Raw genomic sequence first — 23,512 nt, 5'->3', positions numbered from 1 at the left:
CAGCTGAAAACCTAGTCTTCCTTTCCGCGTTCGATTTGAAAAGGGCAAGAGATACAAAAAATGTCGCATCTCTAAATTGCCCATGTGTCGCATCTGTATATCGCCGTTATATGATTAAATTGCATAATATGGATTATGGAACAATCGGACGTATCATCATGCCGTTTTAGCGGCGTTTAGCGATATAAAGATGCCCTGGTACTGGCGAGCCTTGCTCACTGCGCACAGTGATATCTTCGCAGCGAATGCAGTCCATTCCATGCTCAGACAACTGCGAGCGGACATAAGACTGTGCATGTGCAAAACGCTGGAAATCACCAACCATGAAGTGACGATCCGCAAATCGCGCATCGCTTTGCGTTTCGCTGGAAAAGCAGAAATATCCGTCTGCCTTAAGATGCCTGGCAACGCCCGCAAAAAACGCTTCGAGTTCCCCCATATAAGGCAGCACATCGGTCGCGACGATCAAATCCCAGGCGTCTTCCTGCGTGTTTTCAAGAAACTTGACGGCTTCGCCCACAAAAAGCGCATCATAATCGCCTTTGTCATAAGCGACTTCGATCATGTTTTCAGAAATATCAACGCCAGTCTTGTGTTCGGCCATATCATCAAGCGCATCGGCTGAAAGCCCGGTGCCGCAGCCAAGATCCAGCATGCGTTTTGCCTGAAACTCTTCATCCATTTCGAGAAGCATTTCACGCAACTGCAATGGCACATCATAGCCAAGCTGATCGACAAGAATTGTGTCGAACATCTCTGCATGCTGATCAAACAACGTCGACACATAGGCATCCGGCGCTTTTGGCGGAACGGATCCGCGCCCCATGCTTGCGAGGCGGACCGCAGCACCACCATGATCGTCGGGATCAATGCGCAACACGTCCTCATAAGCTTTGGCCGCAGCATCCAGATCGCCGGATTTTTCGAGCGAAAGCGCGAGATTATAGGCTTCTGCAAGCGCTTCCTGATCGAAAGTCTCTTTGTTCTTGTCCGCCATAAAACTTGCCTTTCCCGACACGACCGATTGGAATTTCTCTGTAGATTTTCTTTCCCGGTATGACAAGCAAACCGCAAAAAGATAATGCGCGAAGGCCCCTACTCCGCAGCAGCTGCTTTTATCGTGGCGCTGGGTTTATGCTCTGCAAGCCTGCGCGCAATAACAGCGCAGGCCATAAGCTGAATTTGGTGAAACAGCATCAGCGGCAGCACGACACTGCCAACATTCGCACCTGCAAAGATGGCGCTTGCCATTGGCGCACCACTGGCAAGGCTCTTTTTGGAGCCGCAGAACATGATGGTGATACGATCGGCACGATGAAAGCCCAGCCACTTGCTGCCATACCACGTCGCCAGCATCACGATGACCAGAAGCATTATATTCACACCAAACATCACGCCGAGATCATTCCACGAAACCGTGCGCCAAAGGCCTTCAACAATGGCCTCGCTGAAAGCCAGATAGACGACCATAAGGATGGAACCGCGATCGACAAAACCAAGCGCTTTGCTATGGCGACGCATGAAATGACCGATCCATGGCTGCAAAATCTGCCCCAGCACAAAGGGCGCAAGCAATTGCAGCAAAATCGACTGGAGCGCATCGATCGAAATTCCACCGCTGCCTTTAACAGCAAAAAGCAATCCCACCAGCAATGGTGTCAGAAACATACCGAAAATATTGGATGCGGACGCCGAAACAATCGCTGCCGACACATTACCGCCAGCCATTGACGTAAAAGCGATGGATGATTGCACAGTGGACGGCAAAACACAGAGATAAAGAATGCCAAGGTAAAACGGAGATTGCGCGAGCCCCGGAATTGTCCAGCCAGCAACAAGTCCTAGAATTGGGAAAAGAACGAATGTTGCGCAGCCTACCACCAGGTGCAGCCTCCAGTGAATGACACCGGCAATGACGGCTTCACGCGATAGCCGCGCACCATGAAGGAAGAACAAAAGCCCCACCGCGACCTTGGTCGCAATGGCAAACCAAACAGCAAAATCACCCTGCACAGGAAGGACTGATGCAAGCACAATCGTTGCGATCAACATGCAGGTGAACTTATCGGGTAGAAAACGCATTATCTCGTCAGTCCTTCAGCGCATCAATCTGAAAGCCCCCGTTTCGAATGGGTTGGGGCGCTTTCATCATCAGCAATTATTTCCCGCTTGTAATAGCCCCATCAAAAGCAGGCACAACACGAAAGGACAGGCTGGAGGGCTGATCCGTTCACTTTTCAGGGAGTTTGCAACATAATTCCACCAAAGCGAGCGGCTTTGAAAAATCAATCTACATTGTATCCGTCAGGATTCTTCGATTGCCAGTTCCACATGTCTTTGCACATTTCGCGCAAATCTTTCTGAGCAGTCCAGCCAAGAAAATCACGCGCAAAAGCCGGGTCAGCATAGCATTCTGCCACATCACCGGGGCGGCGCGGTGAAAGCTCATATTTGATCTCACGGTTTGAGACGTGCTCAAAAGCCTTAACCACATCAAGAACACTGTAGCCGTGCCCTGTCCCGAGATTGACAGAGAAACACGTCGGTTCATCCAGCTTTTTCAATGCTTTCAGGTGTCCGGCCGCAAGATCAACCACATGAATATAATCACGCACGCCGGTGCCATCGGGCGTATCGTAATCATTGCCCCAGATATGGAGCTTTTCGCGGCGACCGGTTGCCACCTGCGCAATGATCGGCATCAGATTGTTTGGAATCCCTTTGGGATCTTCACCGATCAGACCGCTTTCATGCGCACCTACCGGATTGAAATAGCGCAAAATAGCAATTTTCCAGCTCTTATCACTGTTATAAAGATCGCGCAGCATCTCTTCGATGATCAGCTTTGTCCGCCCATAAGGATTGGTCGCAGAAAGTGGCTGGTCTTCGGTAATCGGCAGCTTTTCCGGTTCGCCATAAACTGTTGCCGACGAGCTGAAAACAAGTGTCTTAACACCCGTCGCTTCCATTGCCTGCAACAAACGCAGCGTGCCAACCACATTACAATCGTAATAATGCAGCGGCTTTTCGTTCGATTCACCAACGGCCTTGAGGCCAGCAAAATGAATAACGGCCGTGCATTTATGGCGCTTAATAATCTGTTCAAGAAGCGCACGATCCCGAATGTCGCCCGGCTCACGGATCGGTGCCCGGCCGGTAATTCTCTCTACACGGTGGAGTGATTCCGGGCTGCTGTTATCAAAATTATCGACCACAACAACATCATGGCCAGCTTCAATCAACTGCACGCATGTATGCGAACCGATATATCCGGCACCACCCGTTACAAGAATCGTCATTCTCTCAATACCTGCTTGTTGAACATATCGCCTTGATATGCGATCCCGGTCATTGTGCTGACTATGCCAAAACCGAAGCGGACTGCAACCCGGTCCATACAATTCTCGCAAATTACCCGAACAGTGCCTCATCACTTTTTATGGAGCGAAGATGGAACCTTCCCGCAATATTGACCGTCTTCTCGAAATCATGATCGCCCTGCGCAATCCAGAAACTGGCTGCCCATGGGACGTTGAACAGACATCGCAATCGATTGCACCCTATACGCTTGAAGAGGTCTATGAGGTTCTCGACGCCATCGAACGCGATGATGTGGATGATTTGCGCGAAGAGCTTGGTGATCTGTTGTTGCAGGTGGTGTTTCATTCGCGCATGGCGGAAGAACAGGGCCAGTTCGCCTTTGGTGATGTGGTCGAAGCCATCACGCGCAAAATGATCCGTCGCCACCCGCATGTATTTGGCGATGAAGAAGCCAGAAGCGCAGGCCTGGCCAAGGGATCATGGAACCGCATCAAGGCTGAGGAAAAGGCAGAGCGCGCAGAACGCCGCGCAAAGCTTGGTTTGGAAACGGTCGAGAAAACCCGCTATCTAGATGACATTCCGAAGGCCTTCCCTGCCCTGTTGCGCGCATTAAAGCTCCAGCAAAAAGCTGCCAAGGTTGGCTTCGACTGGTCTGAAGCAGCCCCCATCCTTGACAAGATTGCCGAGGAAACCACAGAACTCAAAGAGGCAATGGCATCTCACGACAAGGCCCATATTCAGGAGGAATATGGCGATCTTCTTTTCGCGATGGTCAACCTCGGCAGGCATCTGGAAATCGACCCCGAAACCGCATTGATCGCCACCAATGACAAGTTCAAGCGCCGCTTCGATTATATCGAAAAATCGCTCAAAGAATCCGGTGGCAATCTCGAGTCAGCCCAGCTTGATGATATGGAAGCCATTTGGATCGAGGCGAAGAAAAAGGGGCTTTAATCAGCCCCTTTCCTCACGACTTATCTTCCCATTTTGGGCGGGTCATCTGATAGACCTCTTGCGTGGTCGCATAATCCATATAGCCAAGGCGTGTTACCGGCTTGGCTTTTCGGATGTCGAATAGGCCGTCTGTCAGCACGGATTCATCAATGTGAACACCAACAACTTCGCCGATCACCATGTAATTATCGGTTCGCCTGCCCTCTTTGTCCTGCAAATTTCGAACTTCAACGGCCACACATTCAAGGGCCGCATAGGCCTCTTTTACAAAGGGCGCTGCGATAAGTTTGCTTGGGGCGGCAGTCAGTCCGGCATATGAAAACTCGCTGATACCGCGCGGGGCATTTACCGATGTTGCATTCATATGCTCTTTAAGATGATCACTGACCAGACTGGCTGTAAATTCACCCGTTTCCTCAATAAATGTCACGCTGTCTTTCACCCCGCTGGATGAAAACATGATCATCGGCGGCGTGTCACATACTGCATTGAAAAAGGAATAGGGTGCGAGGTTTACGGCCCCCGTCTTTGAACGTGTTCCGATCCAGCCGATGGGGCGTGGTGCAACGATCGCCTTGAATGGATTATGAGGCAGATTATGACCTGATTGTGGTTCATAAAACATCGGGTTTTCCAGCGTTTAAGCAAGTTTGCTAATATTCAACATCAAGATGACCACGGACCATTATAATCGGACACAATCTTATCCATATCTGCACGCGGACGTTCCGGCATTTTGTTTTTCGCTGTTCCAATATGAACAAAACCCGCAACCCGCTCGTCTGGCGAAAGGCCGAGATAGGTGCGAGCCGGTGCATCATCCGAATACCAGTTGGTAATCCAGTTCGTTGCATAGCCGAGCGCATTGGCTGCCGTGCAAAGGTTCATGGCTACCGCACCAGCTGAAAGAAACTGCTCCCATTCCGGGATACGCTCATGCGCCACGGGTGAGGAGATAACACCAACAACCAATGGCGCACGTGCAAAACGCGCGCGCTCCTGATCCCTGCGGCTATCAGGCAACGGCCCTTCCCGCTCTTCAGCGCGCTTGGCAAGATATGCACCAACCTGATGGCGCACATCACCGCGATACAGGATGAAGCGCCATGGCGTCAGACGGCCATGATCAGGCACGCGGGCTGCAACTTTCAGCAACTCGTCAAGCTCAGCACCTTGCGGCGCTGGCTCGGAAATCGCGGAAATCGGCGTGGAACTGCGCTGCGCCAGAAACTCAAAGACCGGATGTGTCACGGGGGGAAACCTCATCGCTCAAATCTGCATAAATCGCTCCACTTCAATGGAGGCGACTTCTTCTCGCGCGACATCATGAAGGTGTAAAGCCTAAAATCAATGACGATGCGTCAGGCGCAATGATAAATTTGAAACACAACGGTCAGTTTAGCCTTGAATTTGCCATGCGCTTGAGTGCAAAACATCACCATGTCAGATCGCTCAGACCTGTTTCAGAAAAAGCATACGAAATTATCACGCAGCAAGGCACTTGTAGCGGCTGTTTCGCTTGCCCTGATTGCATCGTCACCGGCACTTGCGCAGGACATTAACGGCACAATCGGCCTGCCTGACCTCCCGCAGCCAAAGCTCGACCTGCCAAAACTCAGTCCCTATGCAAATCCGTCCAGCCCTGAAAACAACCCTCTCGTTAAAACCAGTGAGCTTGATCTGAAAGCCCGTCTTAATCAAGATGGGCCGGATATACCCTCTGGGCTTGTCTGGCGTGTTTTTGCGCCAGAGGTTGGCCCGGACGGACAATTGGCGCTGATTGCATCGTCAAAGGGTGGCGGCGCGGTTTTCAACCTGCCAGAAGGCAGCTATCTGGTTCATGCCGCATATGGCCGTGCGGGCGCAACCAAGCGCATTACGCTCACCAATGGCACTCGTCATGAAGTCATGACGCTTGATGCTGGCGGAATGAAGCTAAGCGCCGTCCTGCCGGATGCCGGCAAAATCAAAAGCGACCTTGTTCGCTTCTCTATCTATGCCGATGAGGACAATAGCGAACGCTCGCTGATCGTTCCCGATGTAAAACCGGATACCATCATCCGGCTAAACAGCGGCACTTATCACGTTGTCTCCAATTATGGCACGGCCAATGCGATAATCCGCGCCGATATTCGGGTCGAGGCAGGCAAACTGACAGAAGCCACAGTTCAACATCGCGCTGCGGAAGTCATTCTAAAACTGGTGCGTGAAAAAGGCGGTGAAGCGCTCGCTGACACGTCATGGTCGATACTCAATGCTTCGGGTGATGTGGTTCGTGAAAGCGCAGGCGCTTATTCATCGATGGTTCTCATTGAGGGTGACTACGTCGCCATCGCGAAAAACAAAGACCGAATTTATCAGCGCGACTTCAAAGTGACCTCGGGCCACAATGAAGAAGTGGAAGTCATCGCCAACCGCGAGTCGGAAGCACTGACAGACAACGACGCCGCTCAGGACTAAAGCATTTCCAGTAAAATTGCGAAAAGGCCCACTCGAAGTGGGCCTTTTTGTTTATGCATTGCGCAGACGCAAAAGATCAGGCGGTGTTGCCTCTTCGCTCAGACGAGCAATCGCTTCATCCAGCGTCATGGATTCCTGATCGCGCGAGCCAAGACGACGCATATTAACCGTCTTTTCTTCCGCTTCACGCATACCGCAAACGAGAATCACCGGAACCTTCTGAACCGAATGTTCGCGAACCTTATAGTTGATCTTCTCGTTGCGTGTGTCAGTCACGACCTGCAAGCCTGCCGCCTTGAGTTTGGCTGCAACTTCCGCAGCATAGCCATCAGCTTCCGAGGTGATCGTCGCAACAACAACCTGAACCGGAGCAAACCACAGCGGCATGTGACCGGCGAAATTTTCGATCAGAATGCCGAGGAAGCGTTCCATTGAGCCACAAATGGCACGATGGATCATCACCGGCTGCGTCTTTTCCGAATTGCTGTCGATGTAGAAAGCGCCAAAACGTTCCGGCAGGTTGAAATCAACCTGTGTCGTTCCGCACTGCCATTCACGGCCAATCGCATCTTTCAGCGTATATTCGAATTTCGGACCGTAGAACGCACCCTCACCTGGCAGAATGCCAGTCTTGATGTCGTCCGACTGTTCCTTGATCTGCTCAAGAACCGTCATCATCACGCTTTCAGCGCGATCCCACAATTCATCCGAACCAACGCGCTTTTCAGGACGCGTCGAAAGCTTGATCGTGATCTCCTTGAAGCCGAAATCTTTATAGACCGACAAAATGAGATCATTGATACGAAGGCATTCGTCCGCCATCTGCTCTTCGGTACAGAACACATGCGCATCGTCCTGCGTGAAGCCACGCACACGCATCAGGCCATGCAATGCCCCCGATGGTTCGTAGCGATGCACATTACCAAATTCTGCAAGCTTTATAGGCAGATCGCGGTAAGACTTAAGACCATGCTTAAATATCTGAACGTGACCTGGGCAGTTCATAGGCTTCAATGCAAACACGCGATCATCGTCGGTATCATCACCGGCAACAGTCACCTTGAACATGTTGTCGCGATACCAACCCCAGTGACCGGATGTCTCCCAAAGCGACTTGTCCAGCACCTGCGGTGCATTGACTTCCTGATAGCCATGACTGTCGAGACGACGGCGCATATAAGCGACAAGCGTCTGGAACATGCGCCAGCCTTTGGCGTGCCAGAAAACAACGCCCGGACCCTCTTCCTGGAAATGGAACAGGTCCATTTCACGACCCAGACGGCGGTGATCGCGCTTCTCCGCTTCTTCAAGCATATGAAGGTAAGCGTTGAGATCGACATCATTGGCAAATGCCGTACCGTAAATACGTGTCAGCATCGGATTGTTGGCATCGCCGCGCCAGTAGGCACCAGCAACCTTCATCAGCTTGAATGAATTGCCGATCTGGCCCGTGGACGCCATATGCGGACCGCGGCAAAGATCGAACCATTCGCCCTGATTGTAGATTTTCAGATCCTGACCTTCAGGGATCGCGTCAACGAGTTCGACCTTGTAGCTTTCGCCCTTATCGGCAAAAACCTGCTTGGCCTTCTCGCGCGACCACACCTGCTTGGTGAATGGCTTGTTGCGCTGAATAATTTCGCGCATCTTCTTTTCAATCACCGGCAGATCATCGGGCGTGAAAGGTTCATTCCGCGCAAAGTCGTAATAAAAGCCGTTCTCAATGACTGGACCGATTGTAACCTGCGTTCCCGGAAAAAGCTCCTGCACAGCTTCGGCCAGAACGTGCGCCGTATCGTGACGGATCAGTTCCAGCGCACGAGGATCTTCACGGGTCAAAATTTCGATTGCACCGGAAGCGCCAAGCGGATCTGAAAGATCACGCACGGTACCGTCTACGGCGTAAGCCACGGCTTTCTTGGCAAGTGATTTGGAAATCGATTCGGCGAGTTCGGCACCGGTTGTTGCGGCATCATATTCGCGCACCGAGCCATCAGGAAACTGCATGGAAACGTTCGACATCATATTCTCCTTATCCAGTCCCGCCAACGATTGCGGGTGGTTTACTCACGAAAGGCGCTCTCTGTAACAGAGCCACGCCTATGTAATCTTGAATGAAGACTGGCTATTAATCTCTTTTGATCAGCACGTAAAGGAAAAGCGCCGTGGCAAACTGCATCACAGCGCGATCAGAATTCCGACGACTAAAGAAAATCAGTTGCGAATGGCAAGGCAGGGAACACCCTGCTGCTGAAGCTGTACGCAGGTCTTTTGCGCTGCATCTGAATCTTTGAAGCCCGTGAAGCGCACACGATAGACCTTGCGACCGCGCGTCGATGGCGAAATCTCGCCTTTTGTACCCGGGACCAGACGGCTCACCACCGGCAGATATTTTGCCTGCAACGCATCAGCACCTGAACGCGATGGAGTCGCTCCAACCTGAACACGCCATGCAGACATCGCAGCTTTCACCAAAAAGCCGCCATCACCCTGCTCGATCCTATTGTCGTCAATCGTATCGGCAATCACATCGGCTTTTGGCTTTTCAGGCATAAGCGGCGAGATAACGGGCAAAGGTGTCTGAACCGAAGCGGTCACGATTTCGTCGATGCCGGTTCCGGCGTCCTCCTTGCCAAAACGTGTCAGCAGCTTTGCCATGCGATCATCACGCTCGCGCGAGGAGCCAGCACCAAGCACAACGCCAACGAGATGCTTGTCATTGATGATCGCGGAGGAAACGAGATTATAGCCCGAAACATCCGTATATCCGGTCTTGATGCCATCAACGCCCTGATAGCGATACATCAGATTGTTGTGACCGTTGAACGGACGTCCTTTGTAAGCGAAGGAGCGCTGGGAAAACAACGCATACTCATTTGGAAAATCACGGCGCAGCGACATGCCAAGCACAGCCATATCGCGTGCAGTCGTCAATTGCGTCATCTTTCCGGTCAAACCCGATGGATTGACGAAATAGGTACTCTTCATGCCGAGATTTCGGGCTCTCTGCGTCATCAGGCGACCAAAAGAGGCTTCTGAACCACCCAGATATTCGCCCATGACAGTGGCTGCATCATTGGCAGATACGACAATCATACCGCTGATCGCATCGCGAACCGAAATGGTTTCGCCTGCCTTGAGCCAGAGTTTCATTCTGACTTTTGCCGCCGCATTTTTAGAAATCGGCATCTGATCGTCCCAATGAATCCGACCGGTCTTCAAGGCTTCAAAAGCCAGATAAAGGGTCATCATCTTGGCAAGCGATGCAGGCGCATGTTGTACGGTTGAGCCATCCTGCCCAAGAATCACGCCACTATCGGCATCAAACACAACCCATGAAACATTGGCCATAGCGTTGGTTGCACAGAAGATGCTGGCACCAAGCGCAACACCTGCAATCAGCCGGGAGATGCGTGACGATAATTTATGCATGATGGCTCACAAGAAGAGAAAACTCATTGCAAATGAAGTCGAATTGCGGCGTGAAAAAGACGCTTGCTCAACTTGATTTGCATTTCCTGATAAAACCGATTTATCATTAACGAATTCTGAGCAACACACAATAAATCAACAATTTTTAACAGTTTTTCAGCGCCTGGGTGATGAAACCCGCCAGAATCGCCAGGGCAAATACCACCGAAATTCGTCCGAAAGTTCTCTCGGCACAGGGTCAAAACCGTGAGTCCCCATGGGACCACAGCGCATGATACGAAAAAGTCCCATCCAGCTGCCGTTCCACAATCCGTAACGAGCAACAGATTCGTAGGTATATTCTGAACAGGTCGGCATATGGCGGCAGGAATTGCCGATAAAGGATGAAAGCGTGAGCTGGTAAAGTCTGATCAAACCCGTCCCCAGCACCCTGCCCGGTGTTTTGCGCCAAGGATCGGTAAAATTGCGGGTTTGTCGCTTCTTATTGATCGCAGCCTTGGCCGGATGATCTTTCCCGCAGTTGCACATCAGGCGGCCTGCACCTTTTCCTCGATTTGACGGATGCAGTCGACAACTGCATCAAATGTCAAAAGCGTTGAAGCATGACGGGCTTTGTAGTCTCGCACCGGTTCAAAATATTTCAGATCTTCAAAACGACCGTCAGGTGCAGGACCATTTTCCTTGAGCATCTTGTACATAGAATCGCGCGCAGCGCGCAATTCCTGCGCCGTGCAACCTATCACATTGCGCGCCATAACCGAGGATGACGCCTGCCCCAAAGCACAAGCCTTCACCTCATGTGCAAAGTCCGTAACCACCCCATCCGCCATCTTGAGATAAACAGTCACTGTCGAACCGCACAATTTTGAATGAACAGTCGCCACGGCATCAGGCTCCGCAATGCGTCCCAGTCGTTCAATGTTCCCTGCAAATTCAAGGATACGTTTGTTATATACATCGTCTATCATTGAGATGAACCTTCCGCCTTACCGGATAAAAATGCAAAATTGTCGTCCGGTAACGGTTTGAAGTTGCATTTTCCTGTCTATATAATAGGCAGTGCGCAGCTGCGCCATGGTCAGATTATCGCATGGTTATGAAGTCGCACAAATATCCGTCCGGCAGCTTGGTGTTGCCGGATCAATACATCGCACGTTCGCAAGACGCATCGCTGTATTGTCCGTTTAACTCGTCTCCTCCGTGAAGGAGACTACTGGAGAATACGAATGGACGCTCGCATCCTTCCGATCGATAACGAACCCATTGTTTCCAAAGAATCGCCAAAGCCAACACAGGCCGAAGCAGAAGCTGCTGTGCGAACCCTTCTTCGCTGGGCCGGCGACAATCCCGACCGTGAAGGGCTTCTCGATACGCCCATGCGTGTTGCAAAATCCTATAGCGAACTTTTTGGTGGCTATGATGAGAGCCCGGAAGATGTGCTGGGCACGACTTTTGAGGAAGTCTCGGGTTATAACGATATGGTGTTGGTGAAGGACATTTCCTTCTTCTCGCATTGCGAACACCATATGGTGCCAATTATCGGCAAGGCGCATGTCGCCTATCTGCCTGATGGCAAGGTGCTTGGCCTGTCCAAGATTGCACGCGTTGTTGATATTTTTGCCCGTCGCCTGCAAACGCAGGAAAGCATTACCGCGCAGATCGCTGATAGCATTCAGCGTATTCTCAAGCCACGCGGCGTTGCAGTCATGATCGACGCGGAACATATGTGCATGGCGATGCGCGGCATCCGTAAGCAGGGTTCAAGCACGATCACCACCACCTTTACCGGCACTTTTAAGGAAGAAGTGAACGAACAGGTCCGCTTCATGAGCCTTATCCGCAAGTAAAACCAATTTATCAGGCGCAACAATGAGCTTTTTCCCTGCCCAACCTTCCGACAAGAAGGCGATTGAAGAAGGTGCGGTTTTCATGCCGCGCTTCGACGCTTCCGGCCTCATCACAGCCGTCGTGACGGATGCGCATGATGGTGAATTGCTCATGGTCGCACATATGAATGAAGAAGCGCTGCGCCTGACGCTTGAAACCGGGATTGCGCATTATTGGTCGCGCTCCCGCAACACGCTTTGGAAAAAGGGCGAGACATCCGGCAACCTGCAAAGCGTGATCGAACTGCGCACCGATTGCGATCAGGATGCTCTGTGGCTCAAGGTTCGCGTCGCAGGCGATGGCCCAACCTGCCACACCGGTCGGCGCTCCTGCTTTTATCGCCAGGTGCAGTCCGAAAATGGTCAGATCAGCCTGTCACTGAGTGGCTCCTGCGACCACCAGCATTAACGGGCTGCTGTTGAACATACAAAGGTCGCTCTAAGTTTTTTCTTGGCCTTCAAATCGCAGCATTTATTGTTTCGATACCGTGTTTTGGTAATATCATCAAAACAAGAGGTGCTTAATCGATATGCGTGCATGGGGTCAAAGGCGCAGGGCTGCCAATCCACAAGCCCTGACGCCTGAAGAAGAAATCATCAATCAGCCACAGGTGCGACATCAGCCGCGCCGCATTGCCCTTGCTCTGGGCGGCGGTGCCGCGCGTGGATGGGCGCATATTGGCGTGCTGCGCGCACTTGATGAGGCTGGGATCGAGATTGAAATGATTGCCGGCACCTCAATCGGCGCATTGGTCGGCGGCTGCTATCTTGCCGGAAAGCTTGATCAACTGGAAGAATTTGCGCGCAGTCTCACGCGGCGGCGGATGTTCAATCTTCTCGACATCACATTTCGCGGGAGTGGTCTGTTCGGTGGCATGAAGCTTGACAATCGTATGCGTGAGCATCTCGATGGCTTGCGCCTTGAGGAGCTTGACCGCCCCTTCGTGGCTGTTTGCACCGAATTGCACACCGGCCATGAAATCTGGCTTTCAAATGGCCCTTTAGTCGAAGCCATGCGCGCTTCCTATGCCCTGCCCGGCGTGTTCGAGCCTGTCCGCTGGCAGGAGCGTGTGCTGGTCGATGGCGCGCTGGTCAACCCGGTTCCAGTCTCCGTATGCCGCGCCTATGAACAACGCTTGGTTCTCGCTGTGAACCTTCATTACGATCAGTTCGGACGTGCAGCCGTCATCAAACACGCACAGTCGCAGCGCGAAAATCTCACCGAAGCCATACAAGGCGGCAAAGAAAACCGCCTCGGTATAACGGGTGTGATGATGGAAGCTTTCAACATCATTCAGGACCGCATTTCACGCGCGCGTATGGCTGGCGATCCACCGGATGTTTCGCTGATGCCAACCGTTGCACAAATCGGCCTCGCAGATTTCCACCGCGCATCTGAGGCAATCGACATCGGCTATGCAGAAACCGTCAAAAGGCTGGAAGACATTAAGCGCCTTCAAGGGATCAGCGGCTGATAACTCATTATTTTTCTATTATTTTCAAAAAGATTGGGCGAAGTTCAAGAATAGGCTTGTGCCTGTCGGATCGATTTGCTAGATGCCTCCTCGCTGACAAGTTCAGCTTCTACCACGTGCGGTCGTGGCGGAATTGGTAGACGCGCAGCGTTGAGGTCGCTGTGGGGCAACCCGTGGAAGTTCGAGTCTTCTCGACCGCACCATTCTCTTCCAGAATTATCATTTACATTGAAAATGTCGCTCCGCGATCTGGTTAACCACCAGATTAAGCTGAGTTCTTTGCATTTTAAAATCAAGCGTTTAAGCGCATCACAAAATAAATTCAATCAATTGTGCTCAACTGAAAGAATAGCCTTGTGCAGTCGAAACTGATTTGCTAAATGCCCTCTCGCTGACAGTGTTCAGCTTCTACCACACAGTGCGGTCGTGGCGGAATTGGTAGACGCGCAGCGTTGAGGTCGCTGTGGGGCAACCCGTGGAAGTTCGAGTCTTCTCGACCGCACCACTCTCTTCCTGAGAAAATTTGATTTGCGCCTGATTGGCAGCAACGATTTATCTTCAAAGACAAAATGAAAAGCCCGCTTGAAGCGGGCTTTTCTTATAAATTATCGCTATGTTCGCCCAGTTTCGGCGAACGTCTGTCGAGTTTTAACTCAGCATCCGAGAATCGGATCGGTGTACGAAGTCCCGGAACACCATCTGGGTCGATTCTCATCTGACGCGCGATGAATTGCGGGTCGGAAAACACATCCTCAACCGTGTTGATCGGCCCGGCAGGCACACCTGCTTTGGCAAGCGCTGACAGAAGATCATCCCGTAGCCATTGCTTCGTACGCTCTTCCAACAAAGCCGTCAGAGCATCGCGATTGGCAACGCGCAGCGAATTGGTGACAAATCGGGAATCACTCGCCAGTTCGCCAACTCCAAGCAGAGCCGTCAGCTTTGCAAACTGACCATCATTGCCGCAGGCGATAATGAAATAGCCATCCGATACAGGCAGCGTTTGATAAGGCGCGATATTGGGATGCGCATTACCCATACGCTTGGGCGAAATGCCGGATGCCAGATAGTTCATGCCCTGATTGGCAAGAACCGCTGTCATACAATCAAACAGCGCCATATCGATATGCTGGCCCCTGCCCGTGCGCTCACGCATGATGAGCGCCGACTGGATAGCGATGACACTATAAAGCCCCGTAAAGATGTCTGCGAAAGCCACACCAATCTTCTGCGGTTGCCCGTCCGGCTCACCGGTCAGGTCCATGATACCGCCCATGCCCTGGATCATGAAATCATAACCCGCACGCTCTGCATAAGGCCCGGTGTGGCCAAACCCCGTGATTGAGCAATAGATCAGGCGTGGATTGATCGCTTTCAGGCTTTCATAATCGAGACCGTATTTATCAAGACCGCCGAGCTTGAAATTCTCAATCACCACATCAGCATCGGCAACGAGCTTACGCACAAGTGCCCTGCCCTCTTCGGTGCGAAAATCAGCGATGATCGACTGTTTGCCACGATTGCAGGCGTGGAAATAGGCGGCCGACTTTTCGCCTTCAACCTCGATAAAGGGCGGCCCCCATGTGCGGGTATCGTCACCTTCAGGGCTTTCGACCTTAATAACATCCGCACCGAGGTCGGACAGTGTCTGTCCGACCCATGGACCGGCCAGAATGCGGGCCAGCTCAATGACTTTCAGACCCGCAAGCGGTGTATTCTGCATTTCTCAAAACCTTTCCGGTGATCAGAAAAAGGCCTGAATGCCGGTCTGCGCACGCCCGAGAATCAGCGCATGAACATCATGCGTGCCTTCATAGGTGTTGACGGTTTCAAGATTTTGCGCGTGGCGCATGACGTGATACTCGATCTGAATACCGTTGCCGCCATGCATGTCACGCGCCTGCCGTGCAATATCGAGCGCCTTGCCGCAATTGTTGCGCTTGACGATAGAAATCATTTCAGGCGCCATTTTGCCTTCGTCAAACAGACGACCAACGCGTAAAGAGGCCTGCAAGCCCAGCGCTATTTCAGTCTGCATATCGGCGAGCTTCTTCTGATAAAGCTGCGTGCCAGCCAGCGGCTTGTCGAACTGTTTGCGATCGAGACCATACTGACGGGCGCGGAACCAGCAATCCTCTGCCGCACCCAGCACACCCCATGAAATGCCATAGCGCGCACGGTTGAGACAGCCGAACGGACCCTTGAGGCCTGACACATTCGGCAACAGCGCATCTTCCGAGACTTCCACACCATCCATGACGATTTCGCCAGTGATTGAAGCGCGCAGCGAAAGCTTGCCGCCAATCTTCGGTGCAGAAAGACCCTTCATGCCCTTTTCAAGCACAAAGCCACGGATCGCACCGTCGTGCGCTGTTGACTTGGCCCAGACTACGAACACGTCAGCAATCGGAGAGTTGGAAATCCACATTTTGGAACCGCTGATGCGATAGCCGCCATCGATCTTGTCGGCGCGAGTTTTCATGCCCGCAGGATCGGAACCGGCATCAGGCTCAGTGAGACCAAAGCAGCCGATCAATTCGCCGGAAACCAGACCCGGCAGATATTTCTTGCGCTGTTCGTCAGAGCCATAAGCATAGATCGGATACATGACGAGCGACGACTGAACGCTCATCATCGAACGATAGCCGGAATCGATGCGCTCGACTTCGCGTGCCACAAGACCATAGGAAACGTAGCCAGCATTGGCTGCGCCGTATTCTTCGGGAAGCGTTACACCAAGAAGGCCAGCCTGCCCCATCAGACGAAACAGGTCCGGATCGGTCGTTTCATCAAGATAAGCTTTCTCAATGCGCGGCAGCAGTACATCGCTCGCGAAAGCCTGCGCCGAGTCGCGGATCATCCGCTCGTCCTCGGTCAGTTGCTCATCAAGCAGAAACGGATCTTCCCAGTTAAATGCGGCACGCGACATGAATGGTCTCCTCAGATTTGGTTGGAGAGACTATGGCGCAGCCTATTTCGACATGCAATTTACGTTTACTCATCGATCTATTCCATTTAGTAATAGATCATGATTTCGCTCTCGAGACGCCTGCTTCCTTCAACAAGCGCGCTTGCTGCCTTTGATGCAGTGGCGCGGCATGAAAGCTTTTCGAGTGCTGCGGAAGAGCTGTCTCTGACGCAAGGCGCAGTCAGTCGTCAGATCGCTTTACTGGAAGAACAGCTTGGCGCCGCTCTGTTTGAGCGCACCAGCCGCCACGTTATGCTGACCGATGCCGGGCGCGCTTATCTTCATGCGATCAGCCCTGCCCTTGCTGCCATTCGTGCGGCGTCATTGCAGGTCATGTCGCAAATGCGTGGAACGACGCTTAATCTCGCATTCCTGCCGACATTTGGCACCCGCTGGCTGATCCCGCGGATTCCGCGTTTTGTGGCGCAATATCCGGATATTATTCTGAATTTTGCCACCCGCATTGGTCAGTTCGACTTTGAACGCGAAGGCCTTGATGCGGCAATCCATATTGGCCAGTCAGACTGGCCCAATGCCGATTGCACATTTTTAATGGAAGAAACGGTTGCGCCTGTGTGCAGCCCGGCTTTTCTGAAACAGCATCCCGTCAATTCGCCTGCGGACCTGTTACGCCTGCCGCTTTTCAACATGGCATCACGCCCCGGCGCATGGAACCACTGGTTTAAAAGCCTCGACATTGCTGCACCTGTAGCGGGCGGAATGCGCTTTGAGCAGTTCTCGAATGTCTCTCAGGCTTGTATCGCAGGTCTTGGGATTGCATTGATGCCACTGTTTCTGATCAGCACCGAAATTGAAAACGGGCAGCTTGTCGTGGCCTATCAGCACACCGTCAAAAGCCCGAGCAGCTATTACTTTGTAACACCGCAGGCGCGCGCAAACACGCCTGCCGTTAAAGCCTTTCGCGACTGGCTTCTCACCGAGATCAATCGCGAGTTTGATCCTCACGCCATCGAATTGCTGACAATCTCATAAGAACGAAGACGCTTCTGATGGTCATAGATCATGCCTGTGACCATCAGTTCGTCAGCGCCGGTGCGTTTAGCAAATTCGCGAATGCCCTTGTCGACGGTTTCAGGGCCACCCACAACACGACATGACAGCATCTGGCGCACCAGTGCTTGTGCTGAGGGATCAAGTTGCTCCAGATACCCCGCGACAGGTGCTGGCAGCTTGCCCGGACGACCGCTGCGCAAATTCACAAATGCCTGTAATTGCGATGTGAACAGATAATGTGCTTCTTCATCCGTATCCGCCGCAATGACATTCAGCCCAAGCATGACATAAGGCTTTTGCAGATATTCAGATGGCTCAAAACGTTCGCGATAAAGCTCGACGGCGCGCTCCATGTCAGCCGGTGCAAAATGGGAGGCGAAGCTATAAGGCAGCCCCAGCATAGCAGCCAATTGCGCACCAAACAGGCTGGAGCCGAGAATCCAGACAGGAACATTCAGCCCCGCGCCCGGCACGGCCTGTACGCGCTGCCCCGGATCGGCTGGCTTGAAATAATTGAGAAGCTCCACGACATCGCGTGGAAAATCATTGGCGCTGCTTTCCAAATTACGGCGCAGTGCATGCGCAGTCATCTGATCGGTGCCCGGCGCACGACCAAGACCCAGATCAATACGCCCCGGAAACAGCGAAGCCAGCGTGCCAAACTGTTCGGCAATCACCAATGGTGAATGGTTTGGCAGCATGATTCCACCCGCACCAACGCGGATGGTGGATGTGCCCGCTGCCACGTGGCCAATCACAACGGAGGTTGCAGCACTGGCAATGCCCGGCATGTTGTGATGCTCGGCCAGCCAATAGCGCGTAAAGCCCAATTTCTCGGCCTGCTGGGCCAGTTCGAGCGTGTTGCGCAGAGACTGTCCTGCATTACTGCCTTCAGGGACGGGTGAAAGATCAAGGACGGATAAAGGTATCATGCTTGCTCATATGGTGTGTAACAGCCGGGATGCAACTTCATCCCAAGAAAAAGGGCGGCCCACATGTGACCGCCCTCAATCCGATTATTCAATACAAATTTCAGTGATGGGCTGCCGCCGCAGCCTCCTTGCTATCTTCCGACGACGGCACGAATTCGCCTTCAACGTCCTTCTTGGCAATAAATGTATAGAACATTGGCACCACGAACAGCGTGAAGACCGTACCGATTGTGATACCGGTGAAGATCACCAGCCCCATCGAGTAACGCGCGGCCGCACCCGCACCACTTGCCATAATCAGCGGCACAACGCCGAGCGCCATGGCAGCCGTGGTCATCAGAATCGGCCGAAGACGCGTTTCAGCAGAGAGGATGATGGCCTCACGACGCGAATGACCATGCAAGCGACGTTGCTGATTGGCGAACTCCACCATCAGGATGCCGTGCTTGGTTATCAGCCCGACAAGTGTGATGAGACCGACCTGTGTGTAGATGTTGAGCGTTCCAAGGCCAAGGTTCAATGGCACAATAGCACCGAAAATCGAAAGCGGGACTGACATCATGATGATGAACGGATCGCGGAAGCTTTCGAACTGCGCCGCAAGCACCAGATAGATCACGATAACGGCAAGGCCAAAAGCGATGAGGATCGTGTTGCCCTGCTCGACTTCCAGTCGTGACTGACCGGAATAGTCGAGGAAAAATCCTTCCGGCATCTTCGAGCGAGCCAGATCAACAAGCGTCTGCAGGCCCTGACCTGTCGTGACACTAGGCATTGGCAGAGCGGAAATGGTAGCGGAATTGAGCTGATTAAACTGCTCAATAGCGGCAGGCGATGCATTTTGCTTGATTTCAATAACCGACGACAACGGAATCATTGCGCCGGAAACACTGCGAACAAAGAATTCGCCGAGCTTTTCCGGGGTCGAGCGATAGGCATCCGGCACCTGCGTGATGATGTCATAGCTATTGGAATCGCGGTCGAACTTGGCAATCGATGCACCGCCGGTCAGAAGACCAAGCGTCGAACCAATATCGCTAACCTGAACGCCAAGCGTTGCAGCGCGATCACGATCAATGGTGATCGTGGTCTGCGGCGCATTATAGGACATCGAGTTCTGGACAATGATGAACTGGCCTGTTGCCTGAGCTTCGTTCTTGATTTCTTCAGCCAGTTCAAAGACCTGACTGGATGGGCCAGTTGATTGAAGCGCAATCGAAATCGGCAAGCCACCGCCAGCACCGGGCAGAGACGGAGGCGCAAAAATAAATGCGTCAACGCCCGCAACCTTGGTCAATCTTGCGGTCAGATCTTCCTGAATTTGCTTTTGCGAACGCGTGCGTTGGGACCAGTCTTTAAGAACCCAGAGCGCAATACCCGATGTTGTTCCGCCATCCATACCAACGATCTGGAAGCGTGTATCCAGTTCCGGCAGATCTTTGGTCAGGCTGTCAATCTGTTCTGCATAGAGGTTGGTATAGGCAGAGGTCGCATATTGCGGAGCCTGGAACATCGAGAACAAGGCGCCGGAATCTTCTTCAGGAGCAAGTTCCGTCGAGGTGTTCACGAAAAGGAAGCCTGTGAGCCCCACCAGAGCAATAACGATCATCAATGTAATCGGACGATAATTAAGCGACCCGGATACCATCCCATGATACCACTTTTCGAGCTTCTTAAAATTCTCGTCGATGATTTTCTGGAACCGGGACGGTTCACCGTGTTTGAGCATACGGGCGCACATCATCGGTGAAATCGTCAGAGCAGCAATACCGGAAATGATAACCGCGCCGGCCAGCGTGAAAGCAAACTCTCTGAACAGCGAACCAGTCAGACCACCGGTAAACCCAAGCGGTGCAAACACCGCGGCCAGCGTAATCGTCATCGCGATAATCGAACCGGTAATTTCCTTCATGCCCTTGAAGGCGGCATCCATCGGACGCAATCCCTCTTCGATATGGCGGTGAATGTTTTCAAGCACCACGATCGCGTCATCGACCACAAGACCAATCGCCAGAACCATCGCAAGCAGCGACAGAAGATTGATCGAGAACCCGAGAACATAGAGAAAGAAGCATACGCCAATCAGCGAAATAGGGATCGTGACAATGGGAATAAGAACCGAGCGGAACGACCCAAGGAAAATGATAATGACCAGAATAACGATCGCGACAGCTTCACCAATGGTGGTGAAAACTTCATTGATGGAAGAGCTGATCTGCTCGGTCGCGTCATAGACGAGATCAAGTGTCATGCCCTCCGGCAGAGATGCTTGAATGGCCGGCAGTTCTTTCTTGAAAGCCGTTGCAACATCAATCGGGTTCGCAGACGGTGTCGGGTAAATTGCTAGGAACGTACCGGCCGAACCGTTGAACGAAACAATCGTATCTGTACTTTTCGCAGCAAGCTCAACTTTCGCCACATCGCGCAGACGCACAATCTGATCGCCGGTTGATTTAATCGGCATTGCGCCAAAAGCTTCCGGTGTCTGCAAGGTCGATTCAAGCGTAATCGATGATGCAACATACTCGTTTTTTGTCTGTCCAGGCGCAGACAGGAAGTTCGACGCTTTAATCGCCGCCAGTACTTCAGCCGCCGTAACCTGACGCGCGGCAAGCTGGATCGGATCAATCCAGACGCGCATCGAATAGACCTGACCACCCAGAATATCAGCCTTCGCCACACCCTGAACGGTGGAGATACGCGGCTGCATGACGCGCTGCAAATATTCAGTAATCTGTTCGCTGGTCATATTGGGGTTCTGCGCAGCCAAATACATGGTTGCGAAGCTCTGCCCGGTTCCCTTGACGATCACGGGATCATCAGATTCAGTCGGCAGATTGCCGCGAACCTGATTAACCTTGGCAATCACTTCCGTGAGTGCCGCATCGGGATTAGCGCCCAGTTTCATCTGAACCGTCACCGTGCTCGACGATGGACGGCTGGATGATGTGACGTAATCAATGTTTTCAGTCGTCGCCACCGACTCTGCAATTGGAGAGGTGATGAAACCCTGAATAAGCTCAGCGCTTGCCCCCGCATAAGCGGTCGATATGGTAATAACTGTCTCATCGACTTTCGGATATTCGCGCACAGAAAGCTGCGCGATACCCTGAAGGCCGAGAAGAATGATCATAAGAGCGACCACGGTAGCAAGTACGGGTCGCCGGATGAAAATATCGGAAAAACTCATCTTGCTCGCCTATTACTTGTCAGCCGCTGGGATCGGATTGACCGTGTTGTCAATCGTTACGGGCGTTCCCGCTGAAAGCCGGTTCTGGCCTGCTGTAATCACGATGTCGCCAGCCTTGAGGCCATCCGTGATCTCAACCACACCACCATAACTCCGGCCGATTTTTACGAAAACCTGCTGGGCAACCAGCTTTTTAGCATCACCTTCAGGCGCTTTTTCGCCCTCTTTTGGCTGTGCCGGACGAACAGCATAGACATAGTCGCCATACAGGCTGCGAATGACAGCAGTCTGTGGCAGCGCCAACACATTGTCTTCCTTTGGCAGTTCAACACGAACCTGAACAAACTGACCTGGTGTCAGACGAGGTTCGTCGTTCTGAACTTCCGCACGCACAGAAACCAGGCGGCTCGCAGGATCGATCTTGGGATCGATACCAACGATCTTGCCATTATAATTGAGCTGTTCCATGCTTGGACCAACCTGCACGGGTTGGCCGAGCCTGAGCTCAGGCAGCGACTGTTCCGGCACCGTGAAATCGATGCGCATCTTGTCGGTTTCCTGCAAGGTCCCGATTACGGTGCCCGGTGTCAGATACTGACCGATATCAACCTTCGCAATACCAATAACACCCGTAAACGGTGCTGTTACCGTCTTCTGATCAAGTACAGCCTGCATCTTTGCAACAGCGGCCTTTTTGGCACTCGCCGCAGCTGCCGTCGTATCAACGTCGGAAACCGCACCTACACCGCGCGTGCGCAAGGTTTCAGCACGCTTCAGATTCTGGTCTGCAAGCACGGCCTCGGCCTTCGCAGCAACAAGGTCCGCAGTCTCGATGCTGTTTTCGAGTTGCAGAAGGACCGTACCCTTTTTTACTTCCTGGTTGGCTTTAAAGTCGATTTTATCGACAATGCCACTAACCTGAACCGTCAGGTCAACACCATTGATTGCATTGGCCGACCCAATGGCTTCGATGCCCGGCGTCCATGTCGTCGGCTCCAGCGTGATCGTGGAAACCGTCTTGGCCGGTTGCTGCATATTGGCAAAGAAGTCCTTAATCGCCTGTGTCCTGAACAGGTTAAAACCGACGAGCCCTCCCACGACGATCACGAGGAAAATAATTGCCAGAATAAGGCGTTTGATCATTGCGGAAGCACTCCAGGGTGTCATTGGCGCGCGTCCTATTTGTTGCTCACAATTTGGTCGCACGTATTTTACTTGAATAACTGTCGAAAATAACTGTACCGTCTGGACGGTATTGTCAACTATTGAACTGTCAGGAGACCACTGGAATTGCATACCAAGAATAAGGTCTCTTCGCGAGAGCGCATTTTGCGCGCAGCAGTGGAACTCGCCCAAGAGGTCGGCCCAGCCCATCTCTCTCTCGACGCGGTTGCCGCTCGCGCGGGCCTCTCAAAGGGCGGATTGCTCTATTCGTTTCCAACAAAAGCAAAATTGCTTGAGGGTGTGGTCGAAGAATATATGAGAGAACACGAACGGGCGATGGAGGTTCAGGAAACCCTTCAACGCGGCGATAAAAATCGGGTTGTACGCGCCTTTTTTGATGTTTTTCGTCTTCAGGCAGATGATGAGCCGCCAGCCAGCGGCATCCTTGCTGCCCTCGTCGAAAATCCGGATTTCATGATCCCGGTCAGGCATTACCACCGAGCCTTGTTGGATCGAATGTTGAAAGATGCAACCGATAATGATCTTGTTTTAATTACTTATCTGGCGCTGACAGGCTTAGAATGCGGGCGCTTGCTCGACTGCGACATTGTGAACGACGAAGAACGCCATTCCGTCATCTGCCGCTTGGAAAAGCTGCTCGAAGCAGGGTAACTTATTGATTTAACATACATACAAAAAACGCGCCTTCAAGGCGC

General features: G+C 52.4%; 21 protein-coding genes and 2 tRNA genes. 9 read left to right on the top strand and 14 right to left on the bottom strand.

What is annotated here, in order from left to right; all coding sequences use genetic code 11:
* Positions 1-166: 166 nt before the first annotated feature.
* The 3 genes from ABE527_RS07235 to galE all read right to left on the bottom strand — a co-directional run bounded on the left by ABE527_RS07235 (position 167) and on the right by galE (position 3,299).
* On the bottom strand, positions 167-997 hold the full coding sequence (locus ABE527_RS07235) for a class I SAM-dependent methyltransferase (RefSeq protein ID WP_499694592.1): 831 nt from the start codon (positions 995-997) through the stop codon (positions 167-169).
* Between the two features lie 98 nt (positions 998-1,095).
* On the bottom strand, positions 1,096-2,082 hold the full coding sequence (locus ABE527_RS07230) for a bile acid:sodium symporter family protein (protein WP_265984679.1): 987 nt from the start codon (positions 2,080-2,082) through the stop codon (positions 1,096-1,098).
* 203 nt (positions 2,083-2,285) lie between these two features.
* On the bottom strand, positions 2,286-3,299 hold the full coding sequence (galE, locus tag ABE527_RS07225) for a UDP-glucose 4-epimerase GalE (RefSeq protein WP_265984678.1): 1,014 nt from the start codon (positions 3,297-3,299) through the stop codon (positions 2,286-2,288).
* 151 nt (positions 3,300-3,450) lie between these two features.
* Between galE and mazG the strand changes: the two genes are divergently transcribed.
* Positions 3,451-4,275, top strand: coding sequence for a nucleoside triphosphate pyrophosphohydrolase (mazG, locus tag ABE527_RS07220; protein ID WP_499696506.1), 825 nt, complete (start codon positions 3,451-3,453; stop codon positions 4,273-4,275).
* Between the two features lie 13 nt (positions 4,276-4,288).
* Here the strand turns inward: mazG and ABE527_RS07215 are convergent, their stop codons facing one another.
* Positions 4,289-4,900 (bottom strand): flavin reductase family protein, encoded by a 612-nt coding sequence (locus ABE527_RS07215; protein ID WP_499694594.1) that lies wholly within the window; start codon positions 4,898-4,900, stop codon positions 4,289-4,291.
* Positions 4,901-4,941: 41 nt separating this feature from the next.
* Positions 4,942-5,526 (bottom strand): nitroreductase family protein, encoded by a 585-nt coding sequence (locus tag ABE527_RS07210; protein WP_499696516.1) that lies wholly within the window; start codon positions 5,524-5,526, stop codon positions 4,942-4,944.
* Positions 5,527-5,715: 189 nt separating this feature from the next.
* Between ABE527_RS07210 and ABE527_RS07205 the strand changes: the two genes are divergently transcribed.
* Entirely contained in the window at positions 5,716-6,735 is a 1,020-nt protein-coding gene (locus ABE527_RS07205; protein WP_499696505.1) for an RgsD C-terminal domain-containing protein, read from the top strand.
* 51 nt (positions 6,736-6,786) lie between these two features.
* On the opposite strand, the gene thrS is transcribed toward ABE527_RS07205, so the two are convergent.
* From thrS to ABE527_RS07185, 4 genes are all read right to left on the bottom strand, one after another.
* Positions 6,787-8,760 carry a threonine--tRNA ligase gene (gene thrS, locus ABE527_RS07200; protein ID WP_499696504.1) on the bottom strand — a complete coding sequence of 658 codons (1,974 nt, stop codon included), beginning with the start codon at positions 8,758-8,760 and terminating at the stop codon, positions 6,787-6,789.
* A gap of 189 nt (positions 8,761-8,949) precedes the next feature.
* On the bottom strand, positions 8,950-10,167 hold the full coding sequence (locus ABE527_RS07195) for a serine hydrolase (protein ID WP_499696503.1): 1,218 nt from the start codon (positions 10,165-10,167) through the stop codon (positions 8,950-8,952).
* A 156-nt stretch (positions 10,168-10,323) separates the two neighbouring features.
* Positions 10,324-10,695 (bottom strand): membrane protein insertion efficiency factor YidD, encoded by a 372-nt coding sequence (gene yidD / locus ABE527_RS07190; protein WP_265984672.1) that lies wholly within the window; start codon positions 10,693-10,695, stop codon positions 10,324-10,326.
* Positions 10,695-11,135 (bottom strand): iron-sulfur cluster assembly scaffold protein, encoded by a 441-nt coding sequence (locus ABE527_RS07185; RefSeq protein WP_499696502.1) that lies wholly within the window; start codon positions 11,133-11,135, stop codon positions 10,695-10,697. Before ABE527_RS07185 ends, yidD begins: the two co-directional genes overlap by 1 nt.
* Positions 11,136-11,393: 258 nt before the next feature.
* Between ABE527_RS07185 and folE the strand changes: the two genes are divergently transcribed.
* From folE to ABE527_RS07160, 5 genes are all read left to right on the top strand, one after another.
* A complete protein-coding gene (folE, locus tag ABE527_RS07180; protein ID WP_265984670.1) occupies positions 11,394-12,014 on the top strand; it encodes a GTP cyclohydrolase I FolE in 621 nt (206 codons plus the stop codon).
* Between the two features lie 22 nt (positions 12,015-12,036).
* On the top strand, positions 12,037-12,462 hold the full coding sequence (gene hisI, locus ABE527_RS07175) for a phosphoribosyl-AMP cyclohydrolase (protein WP_499696501.1): 426 nt from the start codon (positions 12,037-12,039) through the stop codon (positions 12,460-12,462).
* Positions 12,463-12,583: 121 nt separating this feature from the next.
* Positions 12,584-13,528, top strand: coding sequence for a patatin-like phospholipase family protein (locus tag ABE527_RS07170; RefSeq protein WP_396998561.1), 945 nt, complete (start codon positions 12,584-12,586; stop codon positions 13,526-13,528).
* A 118-nt stretch (positions 13,529-13,646) separates the two neighbouring features.
* Positions 13,647-13,731, top strand: a tRNA-Leu gene (locus ABE527_RS07165).
* Between the two features lie 217 nt (positions 13,732-13,948).
* Positions 13,949-14,033: transfer RNA gene (locus tag ABE527_RS07160), tRNA-Leu, on the top strand.
* Positions 14,034-14,126: 93 nt separating this feature from the next.
* Here ABE527_RS07160 and ABE527_RS07155 read toward each other — a convergent pair.
* Positions 14,127-15,251, bottom strand: a complete 1,125-nt coding sequence (locus ABE527_RS07155; protein ID WP_499696500.1) for a CaiB/BaiF CoA transferase family protein — start codon at positions 15,249-15,251, stop codon at positions 14,127-14,129.
* A gap of 21 nt (positions 15,252-15,272) precedes the next feature.
* Positions 15,273-16,457, bottom strand: a complete 1,185-nt coding sequence (locus ABE527_RS07150; protein ID WP_064320643.1) for an acyl-CoA dehydrogenase — start codon at positions 16,455-16,457, stop codon at positions 15,273-15,275.
* Positions 16,458-16,556: 99 nt separating this feature from the next.
* On the opposite strand from ABE527_RS07150, the gene gcvA reads away from it, so the two are divergent.
* A complete protein-coding gene (gene gcvA / locus ABE527_RS07145) occupies positions 16,557-17,489 on the top strand; it encodes a transcriptional regulator GcvA (protein ID WP_499696499.1) in 933 nt (310 codons plus the stop codon).
* Here gcvA and ABE527_RS07140 read toward each other — a convergent pair.
* The 3 genes from ABE527_RS07140 to ABE527_RS07130 form a co-directional block, all read right to left on the bottom strand.
* Positions 17,459-18,442 (bottom strand): LLM class flavin-dependent oxidoreductase, encoded by a 984-nt coding sequence (locus ABE527_RS07140; RefSeq protein WP_396996970.1) that lies wholly within the window; start codon positions 18,440-18,442, stop codon positions 17,459-17,461. The two genes, gcvA and ABE527_RS07140, sit on opposite strands and share 31 nt — an antisense overlap.
* 100 nt (positions 18,443-18,542) lie before the next feature.
* The gene (locus ABE527_RS07135) at positions 18,543-21,632 is read right to left on the bottom strand and encodes an efflux RND transporter permease subunit (protein WP_265984663.1); all 3,090 of its coding nucleotides are present in this window, start codon (positions 21,630-21,632) and stop codon (positions 18,543-18,545) included.
* A 12-nt stretch (positions 21,633-21,644) separates the two neighbouring features.
* The gene (locus ABE527_RS07130) at positions 21,645-22,775 is read right to left on the bottom strand and encodes an efflux RND transporter periplasmic adaptor subunit (RefSeq protein WP_396996972.1); all 1,131 of its coding nucleotides are present in this window, start codon (positions 22,773-22,775) and stop codon (positions 21,645-21,647) included.
* Between the two features lie 147 nt (positions 22,776-22,922).
* On the opposite strand from ABE527_RS07130, the gene ABE527_RS07125 reads away from it, so the two are divergent.
* Complete coding sequence (locus ABE527_RS07125; RefSeq protein WP_499696498.1) at positions 22,923-23,468, top strand: TetR/AcrR family transcriptional regulator; 546 nt, start codon at positions 22,923-22,925, stop codon at positions 23,466-23,468.
* The last annotated feature ends 44 nt before the right edge of the window (positions 23,469-23,512 follow it).

Origin of the sequence: Brucella sp. TWI432, from assembly GCF_039674445.1 — a bacterium.
Classification (GTDB): domain Bacteria; phylum Pseudomonadota; class Alphaproteobacteria; order Rhizobiales; family Rhizobiaceae; genus Brucella; species Brucella chromiisoli.
The sequence above is the reverse complement of the archived record's forward strand: the minus strand, read 5'-3'. Positions and strand labels throughout refer to the sequence as shown.

Coding starts and splice junctions, on each gene's coding strand:
- ABE527_RS07195 (WP_499696503.1), bottom strand. CDS start 10,167: ATGCATAAATTATCGTCACGCATCTCCCGGCTGATTGCAGGTGTTGCG.
- ABE527_RS07130 (WP_396996972.1), bottom strand. CDS start 22,775: ATGATCAAACGCCTTATTCTGGCAATTATTTTCCTCGTGATCGTCGTG.
- yidD (WP_265984672.1), bottom strand. CDS start 10,695: ATGTGCAACTGCGGGAAAGATCATCCGGCCAAGGCTGCGATCAATAAG.
- thrS (WP_499696504.1), bottom strand. CDS start 8,760: ATGATGTCGAACGTTTCCATGCAGTTTCCTGATGGCTCGGTGCGCGAA.
- ABE527_RS07140 (WP_396996970.1), bottom strand. CDS start 18,442: ATGATACCTTTATCCGTCCTTGATCTTTCACCCGTCCCTGAAGGCAGT.
- hisI (WP_499696501.1), top strand. CDS start 12,037: ATGAGCTTTTTCCCTGCCCAACCTTCCGACAAGAAGGCGATTGAAGAA.
- ABE527_RS07235 (WP_499694592.1), bottom strand. CDS start 997: ATGGCGGACAAGAACAAAGAGACTTTCGATCAGGAAGCGCTTGCAGAA.
- ABE527_RS07155 (WP_499696500.1), bottom strand. CDS start 15,251: ATGCAGAATACACCGCTTGCGGGTCTGAAAGTCATTGAGCTGGCCCGC.
- ABE527_RS07185 (WP_499696502.1), bottom strand. CDS start 11,135: ATGATAGACGATGTATATAACAAACGTATCCTTGAATTTGCAGGGAAC.
- ABE527_RS07170 (WP_396998561.1), top strand. CDS start 12,584: ATGCGTGCATGGGGTCAAAGGCGCAGGGCTGCCAATCCACAAGCCCTG.
- folE (WP_265984670.1), top strand. CDS start 11,394: ATGGACGCTCGCATCCTTCCGATCGATAACGAACCCATTGTTTCCAAA.
- ABE527_RS07205 (WP_499696505.1), top strand. CDS start 5,716: ATGTCAGATCGCTCAGACCTGTTTCAGAAAAAGCATACGAAATTATCA.
- ABE527_RS07135 (WP_265984663.1), bottom strand. CDS start 21,632: ATGAGTTTTTCCGATATTTTCATCCGGCGACCCGTACTTGCTACCGTG.
- ABE527_RS07230 (WP_265984679.1), bottom strand. CDS start 2,082: ATGCGTTTTCTACCCGATAAGTTCACCTGCATGTTGATCGCAACGATT.
- ABE527_RS07150 (WP_064320643.1), bottom strand. CDS start 16,457: ATGTCGCGTGCCGCATTTAACTGGGAAGATCCGTTTCTGCTTGATGAG.
- galE (WP_265984678.1), bottom strand. CDS start 3,299: ATGACGATTCTTGTAACGGGTGGTGCCGGATATATCGGTTCGCATACA.
- gcvA (WP_499696499.1), top strand. CDS start 16,557: ATGATTTCGCTCTCGAGACGCCTGCTTCCTTCAACAAGCGCGCTTGCT.
- ABE527_RS07215 (WP_499694594.1), bottom strand. CDS start 4,900: ATGTTTTATGAACCACAATCAGGTCATAATCTGCCTCATAATCCATTC.
- mazG (WP_499696506.1), top strand. CDS start 3,451: ATGGAACCTTCCCGCAATATTGACCGTCTTCTCGAAATCATGATCGCC.